We start from the raw sequence: 19,948 nt of genomic DNA on the forward strand, positions 1-19,948 counted from the left end.
GTTCTGGGAAGTTGGCGGGAAGCGGAACTGGGTGGCTGCGGTGGCTCGGACGATGTTACGTCACCGCTGGGCGTGGTCCTGATTGGGGATGGTTGGGTTCTTTGGGAAGCGGCTGAGATGTCTACGTGGTGAGGCGTCGATCGTTGGGGTGGCAGTTGAGCATCATGATCTTAGTGATAGGGATGACGCCCCCTTCCTGGCTGACCAGATGCTGTCGGGCGTGGGCCAGAAAGGGATTCTTGTGGGAGTCAACGGTCGGGGGGGAGGAGTCAGGTGGACGGCCTCTCTTTCGGTGTCCTTGCAGGCAGAGGTTTCGGTGATGCACCTTGTTCTCTGGGTGGACTTCCCGTAGACTGTGGGGCTTTCATGGGGAGTCACTTTAACAGCCATGGCATGTGACGATTCTCCGGAAGCCTGCTCACGGGACGACGGTCCAGAGTCCGCGGATTCTCCTTCCTTGACGGCGGCCGCCGGTCAGCGTCTCTCCATGAGCCGGATGTCGGTAGCGGCGGCCGGGCTGGGGGCTCTTGGGGTCGTATACGGTGACATTGGCACTTCGCCGCTGTATGCGTTGAGGGAGTGTCTTGGTTCCCGGTACGGGGTGGCGCCGGTTGAGGAGAACGTGCTTGGGCTGCTGTCGCTCATCTTCTGGTCGCTGACGCTGATTGTTGTGGTGAAGTACATCGGGTTCGTGCTCCGAGCGGACCATCGCGGCGAAGGGGGGATCCTATCGCTGATGGCTTTGGCGGTTCCCCCGGACAAGGCGCCGGGGCACAGGTGGTCACGGCGGGGGATCGTGACCGGTTTGGGGCTTTTTGGTGCGGCTCTGCTGCTCGGTGAAGGCATGATCACGCCGGCCATCTCGGTGCTGAGCGCCGTGGAAGGTCTGGAGCTCAGCGCGCCCTCGCTGTCACCGGCGGTTGTTCCGATCACGCTTGTGATTCTGGCTTCTCTGTTTCTTGTGCAGAAGCGGGGCACGGGTTTTGTGGGAGCGTTGTTTGGGCCGGTGATGTTCATTTGGTTCGTGGTCATTGGGGGATTAGGGCTGGTCTGGGTCATTCGGGAGCCGTCGATTCTGGCGGCAGTCAATCCGCTGCGGATGATCGCGTTTTTCCAGCACCATCAGCTGCACGGGTTTCTGGTCTTGGGAGCGGTGGTTTTGTGTGTTACGGGTACGGAGGCCTTGTACGCGGATCTTGGTCACTTTGGGCGTCACCCGATCCGGGCGGCTTGGTTTGTGGTGGTGTTTCCGTGTCTTCTGCTCAACTACTTTGGTCAAGGTGCGGTTGTGATTGCCAAGGGTCAGGCCGCGGCGGTGAACCCGTTCTATCTTCTCGCTCCCGACTCGATGCAGTACCCGCTCATTGCCCTAGCGACCGTTGCCACGGTGATTGCCTCTCAGTCTCTGATCTCGGGCTCGTTCTCGTTGGCGCAGCAGGCGGTGCAGCTCGGGTATTCGCCGCGACTGACGGTGGTGCACACATCGAGCAGGACGAAGGGGCAGATCTACATGCCGGAGGTGAACGGCTGGCTGGCGATTGCCTGTTGCGGGCTTGTGCTCGCGTTCAAGAAGTCCTCGAATTTGGCGGCGGCCTATGGTGTGGTTGTGATCGGCACGATGACCATCACATCGCTGATGCTGTTCGTGGTTGCCTATCGGCGGTGGAACTGGGGGCTGCCCAAGGCTGCCGCTCTGGCGGGTTTGTTTCTCGCGGTCGACCTGACCTTTCTCACCTCGAACCTGTCGAAGCTGTGGGAGGGCGCCTGGCTGCCGCTGGTCACCGGGCTCGTGTTATTCACACTGATGACCACCTGGAAGCGTGGCCGAGGCATCCTGGCGGCGTCGATTGGCAGGGCCACGCTGCCGCTGCAGGCCTTTCTCGAACCGCTGGAGCGAGGCCAGAAGCCGCTCCGTGCACCGGGCACGGCGGTTTTCATGACCTCCAATCCCGAAGGTACGCCGCTGGTGCTGATGCATCACTACAAGCACAACAAGATGCTCCACGATCAGGTCATTCTGCTCTCCGTTTCCACCCTGGAGGTGCCGAGTGTGGCCACGGAACAGCGGGTCCGGGTGGTGGATCATGGTCACGGTTTTTTTTCGGTGCGCGCCTTCTACGGTTACATGGAAACGCCGAGGGTGCGTGACGTTTTTCACTGGTGCAGGTCCGAGGGCCTCAAGGTTGATCCCCGGCGAGCGAGTTTTTACCTTGGGCGGGAGTCGCTGATCACGACCACCAAGCCGGGCATGTCGCGATGGCGGAAAGCGGTTTTCGCGGTGATGTCGCGGAACGCGATTTCGGCGGTGGCGTACTTTGACATTCCGCCCGACCGGGTAGTTGAGCTGGGCACGCAGATCGAGTTATGACGCGTTGTTGGCAGCGTGGCGGGGTTTCTCTGCGGGTTGGAGTCGGGGTGTGCCTGGGTGGCGGGCGGACGGTTTGCGTCCCTGGGGTGTCGAGGGTGCCTTTGGCGGACTGGTCCTTGGATGAGTTCTATCGGGTTGTGGTCTACTCCTGCGGCTCCCGGCGATTGCTGACCCGCGAGCCTGGCTTGATCTTGTGGTCGGGGGCGGACGCCTTTGGCGGCGTGGGTGTCGGCTTGAACAGTTGATCGAGGATGTTCCGTGCCCGGCTACCGACGGGCGAGCGCTGGATTCGGATCTCGTTGGCCTGATTGGTGGAGCGTTGAATGGTCGGCGGGGTGGAGTGCGTGGTCTGGCGCGGGGGCTGGGGTGAGCGGGTGGTCTGGCGCGGGGGCTGGCCGGATCGTTCCAGTAGTCCGGTTTCTCGGCGTCCGGCGGTCTGGTCCAGCGGGACACCCACTGCCCCCTTCCACAGGTCCTGGGGGCGGCGCGTTTCGGAGTTTCTTCTTTCCTCTATGTACTTCCTCAGTTGGGTCGCTGTCTGGCGGGCGGCATCGATCCGTTCGTTGGGCAGAGACTGGAAGCGGAAGGGTGCATCGGGGCGGTTCACGACCTGAGTGAGGGCTTGCGCCATGCCGACATGTCTGGCTTTTTCCGGGCTGACGTCGTCGCGTCCGGTCATCCGCTGGAGGTCGGAATAGGTGCGCGGCGGTCGGGCTTCCGGATGGTCGCGCCGAAAGCGGTACTCGTCGTGCAACTCCCGGGTAAACTTGTCGTGGTCGGCCTTATGCATGGCCAAGTGATGGGCGAAGATCGGATCATAGCCGTAGCGGCTGTTGTGGTAGGAGACCACCGGGTAGATGCCGGACCTGAAGTAGGAGCGGTCGTAGTAATCGCCGAAGTAGTAGTGGTCGTAATGGGGACGAGCGAAGATCTTGCCAACCAGGACGGTCACGTTGACGACCACGTCGGGGGTATAGACGAATGCGGGGCGGGTGAGTTGCTGCGGCGGCAGGTAGACGGGGGCAAACAGGACGCCGCGTTGGGGCATGACGTAGTCCCAGTAGCCGTTGACGAAGACATAGCCGCGGGGCGTCCAGACATAGCGATCGGGCACCCACACCCACTCTTCCCGGGGGGCGATCCAGTAGCCAGGGCGCCACACATAGCCGGATGAGGACCACACCCAGACGCCCGGGACCCAGATGAAGTTGGGTTTCGGTGGAAGGCCGGTTGCGGCCGGGTCGAGCGACTCGGGTGGGGTAGGCAGGTATTGGAGCACCTCGGTTTGTCTGCTTCGCCAGCAGCCAGGGACCCACTGATAACGGCTCTGGGTTTCGCACCAGTATCCGGGGACGAACTCTCTACCGGGGGGGATATTCCGCCAGATGCCGCTAATCCAGACGAAGTCGTTGCGGTCGTCGTCCCAAGCCCAGTACCCGGGAATCCAGCGGATGTCGTCGCCTCGAGGGCAATGGGGAGGGGGGACCTCGTTGATCAATGCCGGGGGGCGTCTGAGGACAACCAAGCCGGGTTTAGGGTCGAACACCACAGGTTCGGCAAACGCTTCGTGGATTGGACCGCGGTTATCCACGACCCAGGAAGGTAGCGAGGGGGCCGCCGGTCCACCGATATTGACGTTGATCTGGAAAAGGGTTTCCCGGTCGCGGTGATTTCGGTCGCGATCATGATCATCCTGGTCCGCCAAGAGGTTTTGGGTGGTTCCCAGCAGCGTAGAGAGCGCAAGCAGACCACTGCATGCCCATCGAATACGGCCGCCGCAGAACGGGTGTATTGCTCTCATGTCATCCTCTCAGGCCCGGCGCTTACCGGACTGGTTCGTCTGACCCGCCTGGTCGTATCGTCTGCCTCGCCGGGGCTCCTGGCTCTCAAAGCAAGGCGCTGGCGGTGAATGCCCGGCGGAATCGGCTCTTATTATGTTACCACACGGGAATCCTGGCGGAAAGCGACTGCCGGGGCGACTCAGGTCATCCGCGGTGGCCTCCTGGGTGATTTGGCGGAGGGTTTCTCCGGGCTTGCTCGGACTGCGGTTGGCGGGGGGCGGCGCAGGGATGATCGGCCGCGGGGGAGGTCGACGGTCTCCGATCAGCTTTTGCCGATTGGCTGGATCAGGTCCTCGTGGCGTTCCTTTGCGAACAGCAGATCGCGGGCGAGTATGCGTTGCAGTTGACTGACGGTGGCGGTTGCAGGATCGAGATGATGAGCGCGAAGGCACTCGTCGGTCAGGTCAAGATCAGGGGTGAGCCGATTCCATTGGGGATGGAGTTGCTCGAGCAGCAGGTGGACCACGGTGGGCCAGGTGCCTGGATCCCTGTAGGTTGCCATGTTCGCCTCCTTCTCTCTCGCGTGCGGTCGGGGAGTGTGACCGCATGGGCGGGACGGCACGAACGCCCGAGGCCGCGTGTGGGGCCTGGGCTGGGGTAACTGACCCATGGAGTGTACCTGATGCTCTTGGGGCCCGCAAGGTGCCAGATTGTTGCCGGCGCGCTGCGAGCCAACGTGGGGGGCCATGTGACGGAAAGCCGCCAACTGTTTGAGGGCAGATCGCCACGAGGAAGGCGTTGGCTTGGGGTCGGTTTCTGTTATGCGGCGGGTGGTGGCCGTTCTGAAGGTATCTTGGGTGTGCTTCGTGACTGAACGTCCGTTTGGGGTGGAGTTCAGGTTGGCGCGGTTCGCTTCTGGGGTGTGGTGATTGGTTTCCGGGCGGGTGGGATGTTGTCCTCGGGGTGGGGTATGAAGGAGACACGGGCGTGAGGCTGGGTGCTTCACGCTCGTGCAGTGATGGTGCCCTTGCTTGCGTGTGGTCAGACGTGCCCGTTGGATGGGCGGGTCAGACCATGGGCAGTTGGAAGCCCTTGCGGTATTCGCGGGCCAGGTACTTATTGGCCTCCCGGTCCGGGATTCTCAGTTCGCGATCGGTGAAGCAGAGCTCGCGGGTGCCGTCCCAGTAGATTCGCCGGCCGACGCGGAGGGAGACGTTGGCCAGGTGGCAGGCGGCGACCGAGTGGTAGTGTGATTCGAGGTTAGCGATTGGCGGCTTGCGGTCGCGCACGCATGCAAGGAAGTCCTCGACATGCTTCTGGTGAGCGGCCTGGTCGGCGCCGGGGAAGTTGCGGTTTTTTTGTTCCTTGGTCATGTTGCCGAGGCGCCACTCGGACTGGTTGGGACCGATCCGGCCCTGCTTCTTGGCGCCGTCCCAGAATTTCCAATCCCACTTATCCGGATCAGTGATGTAGTCATTGCGCGTGAGGTGGATCATGCCGTTGGTGCCGTGGAAGTCCATGCCGTAGCCGCCGACATCCCACGGTTTGCCGCTGACTTTGCGCATGGTGTAGGTTTGGATGAAGCCCTGCTTGCTGGTTGGAGCGTTTTGGGGAGCGGGGAATTCATAGACCGCCTGCATCATGTCGGGAGTGGTTCGATCGTCTTCGATGATGAAGTGTCCGCCGACGCAGGATACGGAGATGGGGGACACCGCGCCCATGGTCCACATGATGATGTCCTGGAGATGGACGTTCCAGTCGCCGACCATACCGCACCCGTAGTCGAAGTACCAGCGCCAGGTGTTGTGGAACCGCCGCCTGTTGAATGGCAGGACCTTGGCCGGGCCGAGCCACATGTCGTAGTCCACACCGGGTGGCACGGGTCCGTCGGGATCGTTCCCCATGTTGGCGAAGACCTCGTTGCCGTAGGTGTAGGTATTGGTCATGCTGATTGTGCCGAGCTTGCCGGCGCGGATGAACTCGCGGGCCTCCTGGATGTGGGGTATCTCGCGCTGGTGGGTACCAACCTGGACGATGGCCCCGTATCTTTTGGCGGCATTGACCATCAATCGACCTTCGTGGATGTTGTGGCAGCAGGGCTTTTCGCAGTAGACATCCTTGCCGCTGGCGACGGCGAGCATCATGGGGGCGGCGTGCCAGTGATCGGGTGTGGCGACGATCACCAAGTCGATGTCCTTGCGAGTGACGATCTGGCGATAGTCCTTGATGAGTTCGGGCTTCTGGTTGAGTTTTTTGGCGACATCCTCGGCGGCGCCGGCGAGCTGTTTGTCATCCACGTCGCAGAGAGCGACGACATTGCACTGCTTGGAGTCCATGAAGTTGCCGAGTTTGTAGCGACCCATGCCGCCGCAGCCGACCAGGGTGATGTTGAATTTCTCATTGGGGCTGACGGTTCGGCGGCTGATTTTGGCTGCCGGGGCGGGTGCGAATGTCATTCCGGTGCCGGCGGTGCCGCAACCGCCGAGTGCGGCGGTCACGGCCGCCGCTCCAGCTGCCATCGTGCCGTTCTCGAGGAGCTGTCTGCGAGTCACAGGGTTCTTCATGAGAGTCTCTCCAAATCAACAGGTACTACGGTCCGCACTCTTCCCGCCGGTGGAGCCCACGCGGTCGTGCAGGATCTGGAAGCGTAACCGCAAGTCTGCTGGCGGACAAGTGATTCGAGGGCCGTACCGGAGCGGGAGGTGGGGCACGTCGCGTGGAGGCCGATAGCGGGGTGCGGGCGATCCGGGCGCCCTACCGCATGGGCTGGGTCGTTGGGTGTTTGCCGGGTGGTGGATAGTCCTTAGCCGCGTCGTCCAGGACCAGGATCCAGTCCAGGCCTTCACCCGGATCAGGTGGGACGAACCGTTGTTGGCCGGTGTTGTGGAACTCGCCGATGGTGGTTGTGTGTCCGTCGCGTGGATTGAACCACCAGGCCTTGACCTTTGCGCCCTTGATGACTTCCATACGAACCGAGAAGGCCCGTCCGATCGGCGTGTACACCATGGCGTAGGTACCTTCCTGGTCCCGGGTGGCCACGAAACGGTACCGCCCGGCTCCGGGTACGGCCGTCGGCACGCGGTCGGTCACGATGATCGAATCGTCTGGCACGCGGGTGAGGATTGGACGCGACTCGATCAGCCGCCTCCCGTACTGCATCTGCCCAGCTCCGGGCTGATTGATGGCTTCGGGCCACGGCATCAGCGGGTTGTTGATCGGTCTGCGGTCGGGCTGCCACATCTGCCAGACGGAGTGATGGCCGTAGGTGTGCCCGCATGCCCCGCTGAACAGGTCCCAGTAGAGGGGGCGGCGGACGTCGGCCGCGGTGGAATGTCCCAGCTTATCCGCGTTGAATGAAACGGGGTGATCCTCGTAGATTGGCTCGCCGTCGAGGACTGGCTTAGCGGGCTTGCGAGCGTAATCGGCTCCAGTCTGGTCGTACCGGCCGGTGTACTCGGCCTGGTGACCGTTCTGGCGCATGTTGAAGTCAAGCCATTTGGCATCATGAAACCACTGGGAGGATCCGGCTCCGCCGGGTGGGTGGAGCGTGATCAGGTGAGCTCCGCCGTCGCCTTTGCGCAGTCCCTGGGCCATGGCCGCGATGATGGCACGTTGTTCATCGTTGTCGACGGGCCGATCGCCACCGAGGATCCAGATCAGCCCTTTTTCGCTGTACCGTCGCCCCAGCCATTGGCCATAGGCGGCCGCGTTGGCGGTGGTGAACAGTGGTTTGTCGTTGTGGACCTTGTCGTGCCAGTAGCGGCCCCAGGTGGGCAGGAAACCGATGTACAGTCCCAGCGAGTTCGCCTTGTCGACGATGTAGTCCACATGATCCCAATAGTCGTTATGTGGGCCGTCCTTGATTGCCGGCCGGGCGGGATCCAGATCGATCATGGGGAGGTGGCCATACGTGTTGGGCACCGTGTGTCCGTTGACCTCGGCGAAGGCAACCGCCTGGATGACCGTGAAGGCTTTTTGCGCCCGGTTGGCCAGATACTGGTCGGCGTCCTCGCGGTTGAGGCGATGGAACATCTCCCAGGCGGTATCGCCCAGATAGAAGAACGGCGAGCCGTCCTCCAGGACCAGGAAGTGCTTATTCTGGCTGACCTTGAGTTTTGGCAGCTTGTCGGCCGCGGCCCCAAGCGAGTTCAGCGTCAAGGTCAGCGTGACCACGAGCAACAGGCCTATTCGCATGTTGGATTCCTCTCAAGCGGAGACCGGGCGCGATGGAGCGTCGGTCGCTTTGTCATCGGACACCTTCTGTTGCTGGTTTGGGCCAGCGTTCAAAGACGGACGCTTGAGCGCCTTGTGTGCGTCGAATGTCGGTGTGTGCCGCCGGAGTGGGGAGGCGTCGGGAATCTGATTCTTGCCCGACCTGGTATCGCCTCGTGATTTGGACTCCTGACGGGCGCCCGAGTCCGCGCCGTCTGGAGTCTGGGCCCGACGGCCACACCTGTGTCGAGTGCAGTTTAAAGTTGGCCAAGGTGGACGTCAATCGGGCCGAACGACGGGCGTTACTGCGATCTGGGTCATGCCACCCTACGAGGGCTGTGGTGGCGGCGACAGCGGCCATGGTGTACGACGTGTTTGAGCGGAGTTCTGCTTTGCGACAAGGAGTGGAGGTGGTATGCTATAGTCTTGTTTCGGCGTGGCAGGGACGAGAAGCTCACGTCCTGTGTAAATGACACGGCGATCGGGAGTCCCTGGCCCATGAGATGCGCGAGTGGCGGAATTGGCAGACGCGCAGGATTTAGGTTCCTGTACCGCAAGGTGTGGGGGTTCGATTCCCCCCTCGCGCAGTGCCCTTGGGTCGTGAGAGTTGCGAACCGCAGCGGATGCTGCCGGTCGGCGGGCGCCAGAGCGTCTCTGATCCCAGAGCCGTGCGGAGTAACGTTGGGGGATCCCAGGGATTGAGTGATGGGCGTGTCGGCGAGCGACGGTTGCGAGGGGGAGGCGGGTGTGGCCCTTGTCGTGGACGCGGGGCAGTGGCGATCCCCAAGGACCGTGGGGGCCGCCAGGCAGAGAGCGATCAGCACTCCTCTTCGACCTTCAGTTTCAACAGGGCAGCCAGGTCGTGGATCGCGTTGAGCCGGTCGCCGTATACGATGACGCGGTGCAGGCCGCCGCGGTAGTTGTGGAGCATCTTCCGCGCGTCCGCCACTTTGGTCGTGATCTTGGTGCGGCAGCCACGATCCACGTCGGGATTGTCAGTGATCGAGCCCGTCGAGACGAGGAGGGTGTCAAGCCCGGTGAGCTTTGCGCAGGTGATGGGTTGTCCGACGCGCATCCTGACCTGGAGCGAGACTCCCTTGTTGTCCTCGAGGTGGCTCCGAATGATGTACGGGCATCGCTCGCCGTCGGGGCCGTCCATTCTGGTGGCCGAGACGCAATGGGCATGGATGACCGCGTTCCTCGCGGTGTCGATGACGGGGTCGCTGACGAAGCCAGGGACACCGAAGGCGTACTGCAGCAGAAGCTGCGTCAGGGTGGAGCTCATGTCCCCTTCGCACACCCCTGTGAGTCCCATGTCGTTGAGGCGGCAGTAGGCCAGGCAGGGGTAGGCAGGGAGGACTTTGCGGGCAAAGAGACCGAGGCAATCGATCGTGACGGCTTGCGCGGACTCTTCCTGCATCAGTTTTCGGATGGCCAGGAAGAGGCAGCTGGAATCGCGGATGTCGGACTCTGAGGGTTCGACCACCTTTTCCGCATGGCGAATCCAGTCTTGGGCATCTGCGTTGGCCGCGTCTTCGGGCACGGCCCGGTAGGCGGCGTTGAGCCGGTCGGGGGTGATCGAGACGGCGGTTGTCCCGAAGCGCTCTCGGATCGCATTTGAGGACTCGGTCGCGAGCGGTCCTCCGCCGATGAAGAGGATGCGTGAATCGCGGAGTCGCCGAACGGCATCGAGCATTCGGCAGGCGGTGGTGATCTCGGCGAAGTCACTGGTGGCGAACACGGTGACCCTGCGACCGGTGGACCGCAGGGCGGCCACGGAGGACCAGTCGTGTCCGCTGAAAGGTTGTGAGAACAGGACGACCGGAAGATCCATGGCCGCCAGCTTAGCGAGTGGCTGTCCGACGCCCGAGGTGATATTGAAGACCAGCAGGCCGTCCGGGTTGCCGAGTGCCTTGGCTGATGAAGGTACGTCGTTGGCCACACGGTACAAGTCTGCCCCTTCGGTGCGAATTCCGGGCAGGCCATGGAGGGCCTTGGCGACCTCGGCCTCGCAGCGGCGGACCTCGGCCTGCACATCCAGATCGGGTTTAGGCCAGGTTGGAATGGGTTTGGCGAGGTAGACGGTCCGGATTCGGGTCAGGGGATTGAAGCCGGCTGGCCGGCTCGCGGGCGGTTCGGCGGACCGGGTGGTCTGGGCTATTGCACTTGCTCCCACCGCGCCAGCAGCGGAGAGCAGTTGCCGTCTGGTCAGATCACAGCACATGGTGTACCTCCCATTCAGCGCGATTCCTGATCTGGATGGCGATGTCGCGTTTCCGGAGTCGCGTTGCCTGGCGTTTCTGCCCGGCAAGGCGGCGCCATTATACTATACCGCGTCTTGTCGGCCTGCCTACCCCTCGGGATTTGCCCTTTGCCGGCTTGGTTCCGCCCGGATTCTGACTGGTCAGGCTTGTTGACGCTGGCCGGTCTCCTGGTTAGGACTGGACGGGCGTGCCCGGAAGAGGTAGAGGCGGGGCTGTCCCGTGGGAAGCCGGCATCGCGGGGGTCCTGCTGCTTGAGGAGGGCTTGAAGATGGACACGTCGAAGATGACAGTTCGTTCTCGGCCGCTCTGTTTACTCGCCGCGATTGCCGTGGTGACCGGGGAGGTCGTGCTGCTCGGCGGAGGACCTTGTTGGGCGGATGGGGTGGCCGCGAGCGCGCCGCAATCGCTCCCCCCGATGCTCAGGATCCGATGGCGACTGGGGCAGGATTATCCCATGGGGATTCAGGATGCGGCGGTGGGGATCATTCACGGCAAGATCGTTGCCGCGGGCGGGTTCACCAGGCATCCGGCGGACGTCGTCAAGCACCATCCTGATGCTCTCGGTGGGCGGCCGAGTGGTTTCACCAAGCTGGCGTTTGTTTTCGATCCCCGGCACGAGTCTGGCGGCTGGAAGCGTATCGCCGACATGCCGGGCCCTCCTCGACAGGGGGCGGCGGTCGCGGTCGTGGACGACATGCTGTACGCGATGGGCGGGATCAACTACACCGAGCCATTGACCTATCGCGACACCTACCGATTACAGGAGAAAGCGGGGAGGTGGGTGTGGGAAGAGCTGCGGTCCTGCCAGCTTCCGTGGCCGATCTATGGAGCGGCGGCGAGCACGGCGGTGGTCGGCAAGAGAATCTACCTGACCGCGGTGGCCGACTACTTCCGGGGGCCTGATGCTGATGGGTCCGATTTCCGAATGAACCGTGCCCTGGTCCGGGCGTAGCGGAAGGTGACGCTCTGTGGTCTGGCCAATGCGGAGGGGTCGCCCGTACAATGCTCAGTCATGAATCAGAAACGCTGGATGTGGATCGGCTGGCTTTGTGCCCCTACTCTTTTGTTCGGGCAGTCGCGGCCGGTGGCGTCGCCTGGCCCCGGCAGTCGCCCGGCCGCCCAGGTCGCGACGACGTATCGGAACCCGATCATCGACCGTCTCGGGCCTGCCGATCCGATGGTCATTCTCCACCAAGGCACCTACTACCTGTATCCCACGCTGGACGGCAGGGGCTACGACGTGTTCACGTCCAAGGACTTGGTGCACTGGGAGAGGAAGCCCAAATGCTACACTGATTCGCGCCGCGGCGCGTGGGCTCCGGATGTTTTCCATCACAAGCGGGGTGATGGCAAGTTCTATCTCTACTACACCGTTGACAAGCCGGGCGGCAGCAAGCTGATCGGCGTGGCGGTTGCCGATCATCCGCTCGGGCCGTTCGTTGACCGGGGCACACTCCTGGAAGACGCCATTGACGCTCATCTGTTCCAGGACGACGACGGTGCCATGTACCTCTATTTTGTCAACATTGCCGACGGTTCCAACAAGATTGGTGTGCAGCGAATGGCGGACCCGCTCACCAAGAAAGGGGAGCCGACGATCGTGATCCGGCCGGTGGACGAATGGGAGAGGCATGGGGCGCCGATCGCGGAGGGCCCCTGGATGCTAAAGCACAAGGGTCTCTACTACCTGATGTACTCGGGCAGCGGCGCGGATCGCCCGGACTACGCGATTGGCTACGCCACCGCTCGATCGCCGGCCGGACCGTTCATCAAGTACCGCGGCAACCCCATCGCCAAGCGAGGGAACGGCGTATTCGGTCCCGGCCATCACTGTGTCGTCACCGCCCCTGACGGCAGGTTATGGATGGTCTATCACCAACAGAACAGTGAGAAGATCGGTTGGGCTCGTTTTCTGGCGATCGACCCGTTGTGGTTCGACGAAGAGGGAGTGATTCACGTGCGAACCACGCGTGGTACAGATCAGCCAGGACCGCCACGATTACCGGACTGAGGGTCGCCGGTGAAAGGCTCTTTGGCGCAGAGCATACGGCATCGCAGCGCCCAGCAGGATGAGGGATGTCGGTTCAGGCACGATGGCGTCGATCTTGCTGCGGAAGGTCGTGTAGTCACCCGGGGAGTAACCCGCTCGGTGGTCGAGGATTTCCCACTGCCTGTTGCCCGATCCGGCCACGCCGTCGATCAGCACGAACATGGGGACGCCACCGAGGGTGTAGTGCGCGTAGACGGTTCGGGCCCCGTCGTCGAGGGCCAAGTCGAGGTCATATTGCTGAATCAGGGCGGAAGTTTGTGCCCGATTGGATGGTTCGACGCTGATGGACAGGAACTGGACGGGGATCCCGGCGGGGTTTCCATTTCGGGCTTCGTAGTAGTCCTGAATCTGGGTTTCCAGTTCGGGCAACGAGGCTCGGCAATGCGGACACCAATAGACGAAGAAGTCCAGGAGTACGATCTGTCCGGCGAAGTCGTACAGGCGAACGGGGGAACGGCTGGTCCACTCGGGCAGGGTAAAATCCGGGGCGATCTGCCCTACCCGGCCGGCGGCCATGACCGGAGTAACGCAGGGGGCAATCAGAACAAGGGCGAGAAAAGCAAGACCGAGGCGCGGCTTGGATGTCATGACTTCTGGTCCCTCCTTCCGGACGAGGCTCAGCCGTTTTCTTCCTGCTTCATGGGTGGACGGCGTGTCACCATTGTACAGCGCCGCGGCCAAGCTGCCGCCGACAATTCTGGGGCTGCGGATCACCTTGAGTCTCTGCGGTCTGCCGAGGAGAGGCCTCCTTTGACTCCGGCGTTTTCCATGGTGCGGACGAGTGGTCTGACCTTTCTCTTCTCTGGCGGCGGGATTGGCCGAGGTGACCTCGTGACGATGACGCCTGGGGTGATCGTTTCGCACTCAGTTGCGCGGAGCCTGTCCGCGCGAGTTTGTCCCGCTTTCGGCCCTGACGGCATCTTTTGAAGCTGCAAGTCCTGTATTTCTTGTGGGTTGGGGGACAGCGGGTGATGGGACTTGAACCCACGACATTCACGTTGGCAACGTGACGCTCTACCACTGAGCTACACCCGCACGCGTAAGCTCTTCCATGGAACTATACCCGACGGGGCGTAGGATTCAACCCCCGGGTGACGATGATTCTGCGATTGAGGCGAGGCCGGGCTTTTCGAGGGGGTGGGCCCAATTGGGGAGAGCGAAGCCGGGGGCGGACGTGGGTGGCTGGTGCGGCTGAGCCGGAGGCTCGAGGTGGACTCGTGGCCAGCCGCTGGTTATGTAAACTATTGTCAGGAAGAAGGTTAGGGATAAGCGTGCTGCCGGCCGGAGGGTACAGGTCCGCGAGGGCTGAAGGGGCCCTGTGGCGGATGTGCATTCTTGCGCCGACTTCGGTACACTAGTGAGTTTGGTTCGGCCAACCTGGGACGGGCTGGTTGGCGATAGACTGTTCGAAAACCTTGAAGGAGACCGACTCAATGGCACTGGTACCGATGCGAGTCCTGCTGGATCATGCGGCCGAGAACAACTATGGGGTGGCCGCGTTCAACGTGAACAACATGGAGCAGATTCAGGCGATTATGGCTGCCGCCCAGGAGACGAACTCGCCGGTGATTGTGCAGGCTTCACGGGGAGCCCGGAGTTACACCAATGACGCCTATCTCCGGCACCTCATGCTGGCGGCGGCGGAATTGCATCCGCAACTTCCGATTGCGATGCACCAGGATCACGGGAACTCGCCGGAAACGTGCCAGAGTGCGATTGACCAGGGTTTCACCTCGGTCATGATGGATGGCTCGCTGTCGGTGGACGGCAAGACCCCTTCCACCTTCGAATACAACGTGGAGGTGACGAAGAAAGTGGTGGACATGGCTCATGCCAAGGGTGTGACCGTGGAAGGCGAACTCGGCTGCCTGGGGGGGATTGAGGACGGCCACGGGGCCGGCATGACCGGTGCTGAGGCTCTCAAGCACCTGACGGACCCGGATCAGGCCGCGGAGTTTGTGGCCAAGACTGGTGTTGACGCTCTGGCGGTGGCCATTGGCACCAGTCATGGGGCGTACAAGTTCACCCGCAAGCCGACTGGCGACGTCCTGGTGATGACGGTCATCGAGAAGATCCACCAGAAGCTGCCCAACACCCATCTGGTCATGCATGGTTCGTCGAGCGTACCGCAGGAACTTCTGCAGATTATTCGCGAGTATGGCGGGGAGATGAAGGAGACCTATGGGGTCCCGGTGGAGGAGATACAGCGGGGCATCAAGCATGGGGTTCGCAAGATCAATGTCGACACGGATAACCGTCTGGCGATGACTGGAGCCATCCGGAAGGTTTTCGCGACCAAGAAGGGCGAGTTTGACCCACGGCATTACCTGGGCCCGGCCCGGGACGCCATGAAGCAGGTGTGCATCGACCGCATGGTCGCCTTCGGGCAGGCGGGTCAGGCCGGGAAAATCAAGCCGAAAACGTGTAAGGAGATGGTCGCCTTTTACACGAAGGGCAAATAGGCCGATAGAATAGACTGGGCTTTCGGTTGGCGCGCCGATGCTCTGTTCCTTTCCCCCCGTTCGTTGCGGTTGATGGGAGAGGGAGTGCTTGCTCATTGGCTAAGGAGTCCACCGATGCAATGCAAGGTGCAGTATGGTTTCTTTGCGGTTGCGGCAGTTCTGGTCCTGGGCCTCGCGGCAGGTTTATGCGGCTGTGTGCCCCCGCAGAATCCGCCGCCGACCAACAATTCGCCGACCGCCAACGCCGGGCCGGATCAGAATGTTCTGCCCAGTGCGGCGGTGACTTTGACCGGGGCGGCCAGTACCGACCCTGACGGTGACGCCTTGACTTACGCCTGGACCCAGGTGCTTGGGACAACTGTCACCCTGACCGGCGCGACCACGGTCAGCCCGACGTTCACCGCCCCCGCCTCCAACGCCACGCTGGTTTTCCAGCTGGTCGTCAATGACGGTCAAGGTGGAACCAGCACAGACCTGGTTACGGTGCTGGTGGTTGAAGGGGGTGGCACGTCACCGGTGACGCCCACGCTGTTTGTGACCAGCGCGGCCGGTCCCAACGTGGTCGGATTCGCCTACCCGTGGACGGTATCCGGTAACGCGGTGCCCAATACGGTGCTCACTGGCGCCAGCACCAAGCTGGTACTGCCCTGGGCCGCGGTGGCCATTTCGAACGGCACGCTGCTGGTGAGCAACATTGATGGAACGGACGATGACAGTCCCTCGATCACGGGCTACGTGAACGCGGCGTCAGCGACTGGCAACCTGGCTCCCAGTCTGGAGGTCACTGGAGTGGCGACTTCGCTCGTCTCGCCCAGGTCGATGGCCTATCATGCGGCCAGCGACACGCTGCTGGTCGCTGACGTCGGCGTTCCTTCGATTCTGGTGTACGCCGGCGTCTCCCAGGCCGCATTCAACGGTAACGTGCCTCCGACGCGGATCATCACCAGTGGGGACCTTTCCGGTCCTCAAGGCATCTATCTTGCCGGCAATGGAGATCTCTACGTCGCCAATAACGGCAACAACAGCATCGCGGTCTTTGCTAGCGCCCACGCGGCCAACGGCACGGTGGCGGCCACCCGTCTCATCACCTCGACGGATCTGGCCGCCGCAGGTTCGCTGCAGGCCGTTTGCGTGGACCAGGGCGACCATTTGTTTGCCGCGGATTCCAGTGGCAAGGTGTTCATGTTTAACAGTGCCTCGGCGTTGACCGGAGCGGTTACGCCGGCGGCGACGATCCAGGTTCAGACCGCCATCGCAACCAGTCTCACGGCCATAGCAGTCGACTCAGGTGGTCACGGGTATGTCCTGGACGGCGGGGCTAACAGCGCGGTGTATGTCTTCGACAGCATTGCGACGCGATCGGGGACCATGCCGCCCGACCGGACCATTACCGGAAACGCCACTCAGCTTGTGCTCCCGCAGCGTCTGTTCTTCTGGGAGTAGGCAAAGGCCGCTGCCGGGCGGAAGCGGATTGCCGGCTGAGGTTTCGCGCCGGCGGTAGTGCTGCAGACCCGACGTGCAGGCGGTTCGTCATCGGACTTGGTGGCGAACCGCCTGCTGTTGTTGCGGGTCAGCGGTGTTTGTGGCCAACTCTTCGATGACATGATGCGTCACCGGTTCCTGACGATAGGAGGCGCGGGGCCTATCGCTCAGGGGCTCACGGTCACGCTTACGCTGGCCGAGGCCTGGTTGCCGGCGAGATCGCAGACCTGAACGGTGATGCGGTGGGTGCCAGGCGTCATTCCAGCCGACGGCGGGCTGAGGTTGTATGCCACGGTGGATTCCGTGCTGGGAGGCAGGGTGAGATGGGCGATGATGTGATCATCGACGAGGATATCGGCGGTTCCGACGCTGCGGTCGTCCATGGCCCGGGCCAAGATTGTGGTCAGGCCTCGCAGCGTTGCTCCCTGGACCGGGCTACTGATCGTGACTGTTGGGGGCACGACATCGGCACTGGTCGCGAAGACGAGGCTGATCTCGTGCTCGGCGGTATTGCCGGACACATCGGCAGCCACGGCCTTGAGCCGGTGAGCGCCGGCGGCGTATGCCGAGGTATCGAGGTAAAACTTGTAGGGCGGCGACAGATCGACCGCCATGACGACATCATCCACCAGGAGCGACAGATCGGCGACCATGTCTGTGTCGCTTGCGGAGACCTCGACGGTCACTCCGCCGGTCACGCGAAGGGCTGATGAGGGTGATGTGATCTGCACGCTGGGCGGCGTTTGGTCGCTCTGTTCGACGACTTGCTGAGCGAGTTCGAGTGCTGCCTGGGCATCGACTCGTCCGGCGCCATAGCGATCATCCCAGCCAGGGGAGCCGAGATCGACGGCGGTTGCGATCAAGATGGCCTGGACGGTGGAAGGCGTCAATGTGGGCCGGACCGACCAGATCAGGGCCGCGATCCCCGACACGATTGGTGCGGAGAACGAGGTGCCGGTGAAGGTGCCGTAGGTGCTGCCCAGGCTGGTGGTCAGGATGTCGACCCCCGGCGCCGCCAAGTTCACGAAGCTGCCGGTTGTGGAGAAGGATGCCAGTTCGTCTCGCTTGTTGGTGGCTCCGATGAAGAGGGCATCCTGTCCGGAAGATGCGGAGCCGGTTACGGTGCGACCGCTGTTGCCTGCGGCTATGACCACCAGGGTACCTGCGAGCCGGGCCTGCCTGGCCTGACGAAGCACGATGGGATCGTCGTGGAGCGTATCGAAGGAGATGTTGATGACCCTGGCGTGTTGCTGGACGGCCAGGTTGATGCCGGCGGCCAGTGCCCAGCTCGTGGTCTGGCCCCTGTCGTTGGTGACCTTGATGGGCAGGATGGGGTTCTGCCAGGCGAGGGAGCTGATTCCCTCGGAGCTGTCGGATGCGGCGCCGATGATGCCTGCCACGGCGGTTCCGTGGCCTGTGGTGTCTTCCCAGCCGCTGCCGTCGTAGGTGTTTGCGCCCCCGGTGAGCTTCGAGGCCAAGTCGGGATGGCTGGTCTGCACGCCGCTATCGAGGATGGCGGCGATGATGTTCGGATTGCCGGTGGTGACCTCCCAGGCGCCGGCCGCGCGCACGGCGGGGAGGAACCACTGCTCACCCACCAGTGGATCACCCGGGAGGGGTTGGGTTTCATGGTAGTGGTTGTCGACCACCTCTTCGACGAGTGGTGAGCTGCCGAGTGTCGACTCGACCTGGCTACGTCGATCCGCTGTGAACTGGAGGAGGTAGGCCGATAGTCCCGCCAACTGACCCTGCACTTCGGCGCCGGAGTCGGCGACGAGTTGATTCAGCCGTGATTCGGTGGTTCCGGGCTTGGTGACGACGATGACCTGATCCTGAACCACGGTTGGGTCGGCCCCACCAGGGGCCGCAGGGGTGCAGCTCTGGGCCATAAGGAGGGGTGCCAGGATGGCCGTCGACGCGGCTCGGCGTGCGGCCCTGCTCAGCAGTGTCGTCCTGGAAAACGCACCCCATCTGGCGGCTCGCAGCCTGGTCCGATAACCGCACATCGTCGGGATCTCCCTTGGTGGGTATTGGAAAGGTGCCGACCACAGCTTCATGCCAGGGCATCGGTTGCCTGATGGATTGGCTTGAGGTGACGCGGCTCGGGTCGGGGAGGAAGTCGCGGGGGGTGGACGAGCGAGGCGCAGTCCGCTGGTGGGAGGGATCCGCTTTCAGGAGTGGCCGAAAGCCCTTCTTGGGGCCGCAGGAGGCCGCCAGGCATTGGCTTCCGGAGTGCGACTATTGTGGTTTGGGCCTTGGTGGGGTAGTGTGATCTCGTTCGCCTGCCGCTGTCAGACTGCAAGGAGGGTGGAGCGTGAGCAACCCTGTTTCAGATGGTGGGGAGCACAAGTCTCTGGGCGATGCGGCCGCGGTCTTTCCGCTCCAGGGAGAGCCGTGTGTTCCTTCTGCGCTGCCGATCAGTCTGCCGGAGGCGTTTCGACGACCGCGGGTGTGGACGGTTTTCCTGCTGTGCGTGGTGACGCTGATCAGTGTGGTAGTTTGTAGTGGTTCTCTCCTCCTAATACTCGCAGTGGTGCAGAATGGCCCGGAGGGTTTCAGCCGGGATGGAGCGGGGGCCATCATGCGGACGCTGGGTACGGCTGCCGGCTTGCTGAGCACGATGGCGGCCACGATGGTCCTGATTGCGCTGGCCGCGCTCTCGGGAGGGTGGTTGTCACCTTTGCCGTGTCGCGAGCGGTTGCGATTGAAGGTGCCCCGGATTTCCTCCTTTACCTGGGCAGCCGCCCTGGTGGGAATGCTGGGACTGAGCGTCGCGTTCACTGCGGCCATGAACCTGGGTCTGGCACCGCAGAAGTCGATTCTCGAGACGTTGAGCCGAGCGATCGAACAGCTTGTGGGGGTCGGACTGGCGGCCGGATTCCTCACAATCTGCGTGGCCCCGGGAATTGCGGAGGAGTTGTTTTTCCGCGGCTACGTTCAGACTCGATTTGCAGCCCGATGGCACTCTGCGTGGGCGGTGTTCCTGACGTCGCTTTTGTTTGCCTTCTACCACATGGACCTGATCCAAGGGGTGTTTGCCTTTGCCATGGGGTTGTTTCTCGGCCTCCTCACTGAGCGAGCGTGCAGCGTTGTTCCAGCGATGGTTTGTCACACGGTAATCAACGCATTCTCGTTCTGGATGACCGTGGGCGGTGTCGAGATTGTCGGTCGAGGAGCGAACATCGTGGCCGTTGTCGCGGGTGTGATTGTCATGGTGGCCTGTTTCAACCATGTTCGCTGCCGACCGGTCCGACCGGCGAGGGCTGGGATTTGAGTGGCAGTCCGGCTCACGGGCACCCCGGCCGGGGGCTTCGCCTGCTCTCCTGGCC

13 protein-coding genes and 2 tRNA genes are annotated in these 19,948 nt (G+C 62.7%); 7 read left to right on the top strand and 8 right to left on the bottom strand.

The genetic code is table 11. The features are described from left to right. The first annotated feature begins 388 nt into the window (after window positions 1–388). A complete protein-coding gene (locus KA354_07865; GenBank protein ID MBP7934552.1) occupies window positions 389–2,368 on the top strand; it encodes a potassium transporter Kup in 1,980 nt (659 codons plus the stop codon). 142 nt (window positions 2,369–2,510) lie between these two features. Here KA354_07865 and KA354_07870 read toward each other — a convergent pair whose 3' ends face one another. From KA354_07870 to KA354_07885, 4 genes are all read right to left on the bottom strand, one after another. Further along, complete coding sequence (locus KA354_07870; protein MBP7934553.1) at window positions 2,511–4,169, bottom strand: YXWGXW repeat-containing protein; 1,659 nt, start codon at window positions 4,167–4,169, stop codon at window positions 2,511–2,513. Between the two features lie 302 nt (window positions 4,170–4,471). Beyond that, window positions 4,472–4,711 (bottom strand): hypothetical protein, encoded by a 240-nt coding sequence (locus KA354_07875; protein MBP7934554.1) that lies wholly within the window; start codon window positions 4,709–4,711, stop codon window positions 4,472–4,474. A gap of 505 nt (window positions 4,712–5,216) precedes the next feature. Beyond that, window positions 5,217–6,713, bottom strand: coding sequence for a Gfo/Idh/MocA family oxidoreductase (locus KA354_07880; protein ID MBP7934555.1), 1,497 nt, complete (start codon window positions 6,711–6,713; stop codon window positions 5,217–5,219). A 190-nt stretch (window positions 6,714–6,903) separates the two neighbouring features. Next, the gene (locus KA354_07885; protein MBP7934556.1) at window positions 6,904–8,343 is read right to left on the bottom strand and encodes a glycoside hydrolase family 140 protein; all 1,440 of its coding nucleotides are present in this window, start codon (window positions 8,341–8,343) and stop codon (window positions 6,904–6,906) included. 523 nt (window positions 8,344–8,866) lie between these two features. Here KA354_07885 and KA354_07890 point away from each other — a divergent pair. Then, window positions 8,867–8,948, top strand: a tRNA-Leu gene (locus KA354_07890). 230 nt (window positions 8,949–9,178) lie between these two features. Here KA354_07890 and KA354_07895 read toward each other — a convergent pair. After that, the gene (locus KA354_07895) at window positions 9,179–10,585 is read right to left on the bottom strand and encodes a hypothetical protein (GenBank protein MBP7934557.1); all 1,407 of its coding nucleotides are present in this window, start codon (window positions 10,583–10,585) and stop codon (window positions 9,179–9,181) included. Between the two features lie 308 nt (window positions 10,586–10,893). On the opposite strand from KA354_07895, the gene KA354_07900 reads away from it, so the two are divergent. After that, window positions 10,894–11,577, top strand: coding sequence for a hypothetical protein (locus tag KA354_07900; GenBank protein MBP7934558.1), 684 nt, complete (start codon window positions 10,894–10,896; stop codon window positions 11,575–11,577). Between the two features lie 60 nt (window positions 11,578–11,637). After that, window positions 11,638–12,636, top strand: a complete 999-nt coding sequence (locus KA354_07905) for a glycoside hydrolase family 43 protein (protein MBP7934559.1) — start codon at window positions 11,638–11,640, stop codon at window positions 12,634–12,636. On the opposite strand, the gene KA354_07910 is transcribed toward KA354_07905, so the two are convergent. Both KA354_07910 and KA354_07915 read right to left on the bottom strand, forming a co-directional pair. Further along, window positions 12,625–13,263, bottom strand: coding sequence for a TlpA family protein disulfide reductase (locus KA354_07910; GenBank protein ID MBP7934560.1), 639 nt, complete (start codon window positions 13,261–13,263; stop codon window positions 12,625–12,627). The genes KA354_07905 and KA354_07910 overlap by 12 nt on opposite strands. 375 nt (window positions 13,264–13,638) lie before the next feature. Next, window positions 13,639–13,710, bottom strand: a tRNA-Gly gene (locus KA354_07915). A 398-nt stretch (window positions 13,711–14,108) separates the two neighbouring features. On the opposite strand from KA354_07915, the gene fba reads away from it, so the two are divergent. Continuing rightward, window positions 14,109–15,137 carry a fructose-bisphosphate aldolase class II gene (gene fba, locus KA354_07920; protein ID MBP7934561.1) on the top strand — a complete coding sequence of 343 codons (1,029 nt, stop codon included), beginning with the start codon at window positions 14,109–14,111 and terminating at the stop codon, window positions 15,135–15,137. Window positions 15,138–15,251: 114 nt separating this feature from the next. After that, the gene (locus KA354_07925) at window positions 15,252–16,580 is read left to right on the top strand and encodes a hypothetical protein (GenBank protein ID MBP7934562.1); all 1,329 of its coding nucleotides are present in this window, start codon (window positions 15,252–15,254) and stop codon (window positions 16,578–16,580) included. 206 nt (window positions 16,581–16,786) lie between these two features. On the opposite strand, the gene KA354_07930 is transcribed toward KA354_07925, so the two are convergent. Then, a complete protein-coding gene (locus KA354_07930) occupies window positions 16,787–18,625 on the bottom strand; it encodes a S8 family serine peptidase (GenBank protein MBP7934563.1) in 1,839 nt (612 codons plus the stop codon). 308 nt (window positions 18,626–18,933) lie between these two features. Here KA354_07930 and KA354_07935 point away from each other — a divergent pair, with 308 nt between their 5' ends. After that, window positions 18,934–19,893 carry a CPBP family intramembrane metalloprotease gene (locus KA354_07935; protein MBP7934564.1) on the top strand — a complete coding sequence of 320 codons (960 nt, stop codon included), beginning with the start codon at window positions 18,934–18,936 and terminating at the stop codon, window positions 19,891–19,893. Window positions 19,894–19,948: the final 55 nt, after the last annotated feature.

Source organism: Phycisphaerae bacterium (assembly GCA_018003015.1).
Taxonomy (GTDB): Bacteria; Planctomycetota; Phycisphaerae; order UBA1845; family PWPN01; genus JAGNEZ01.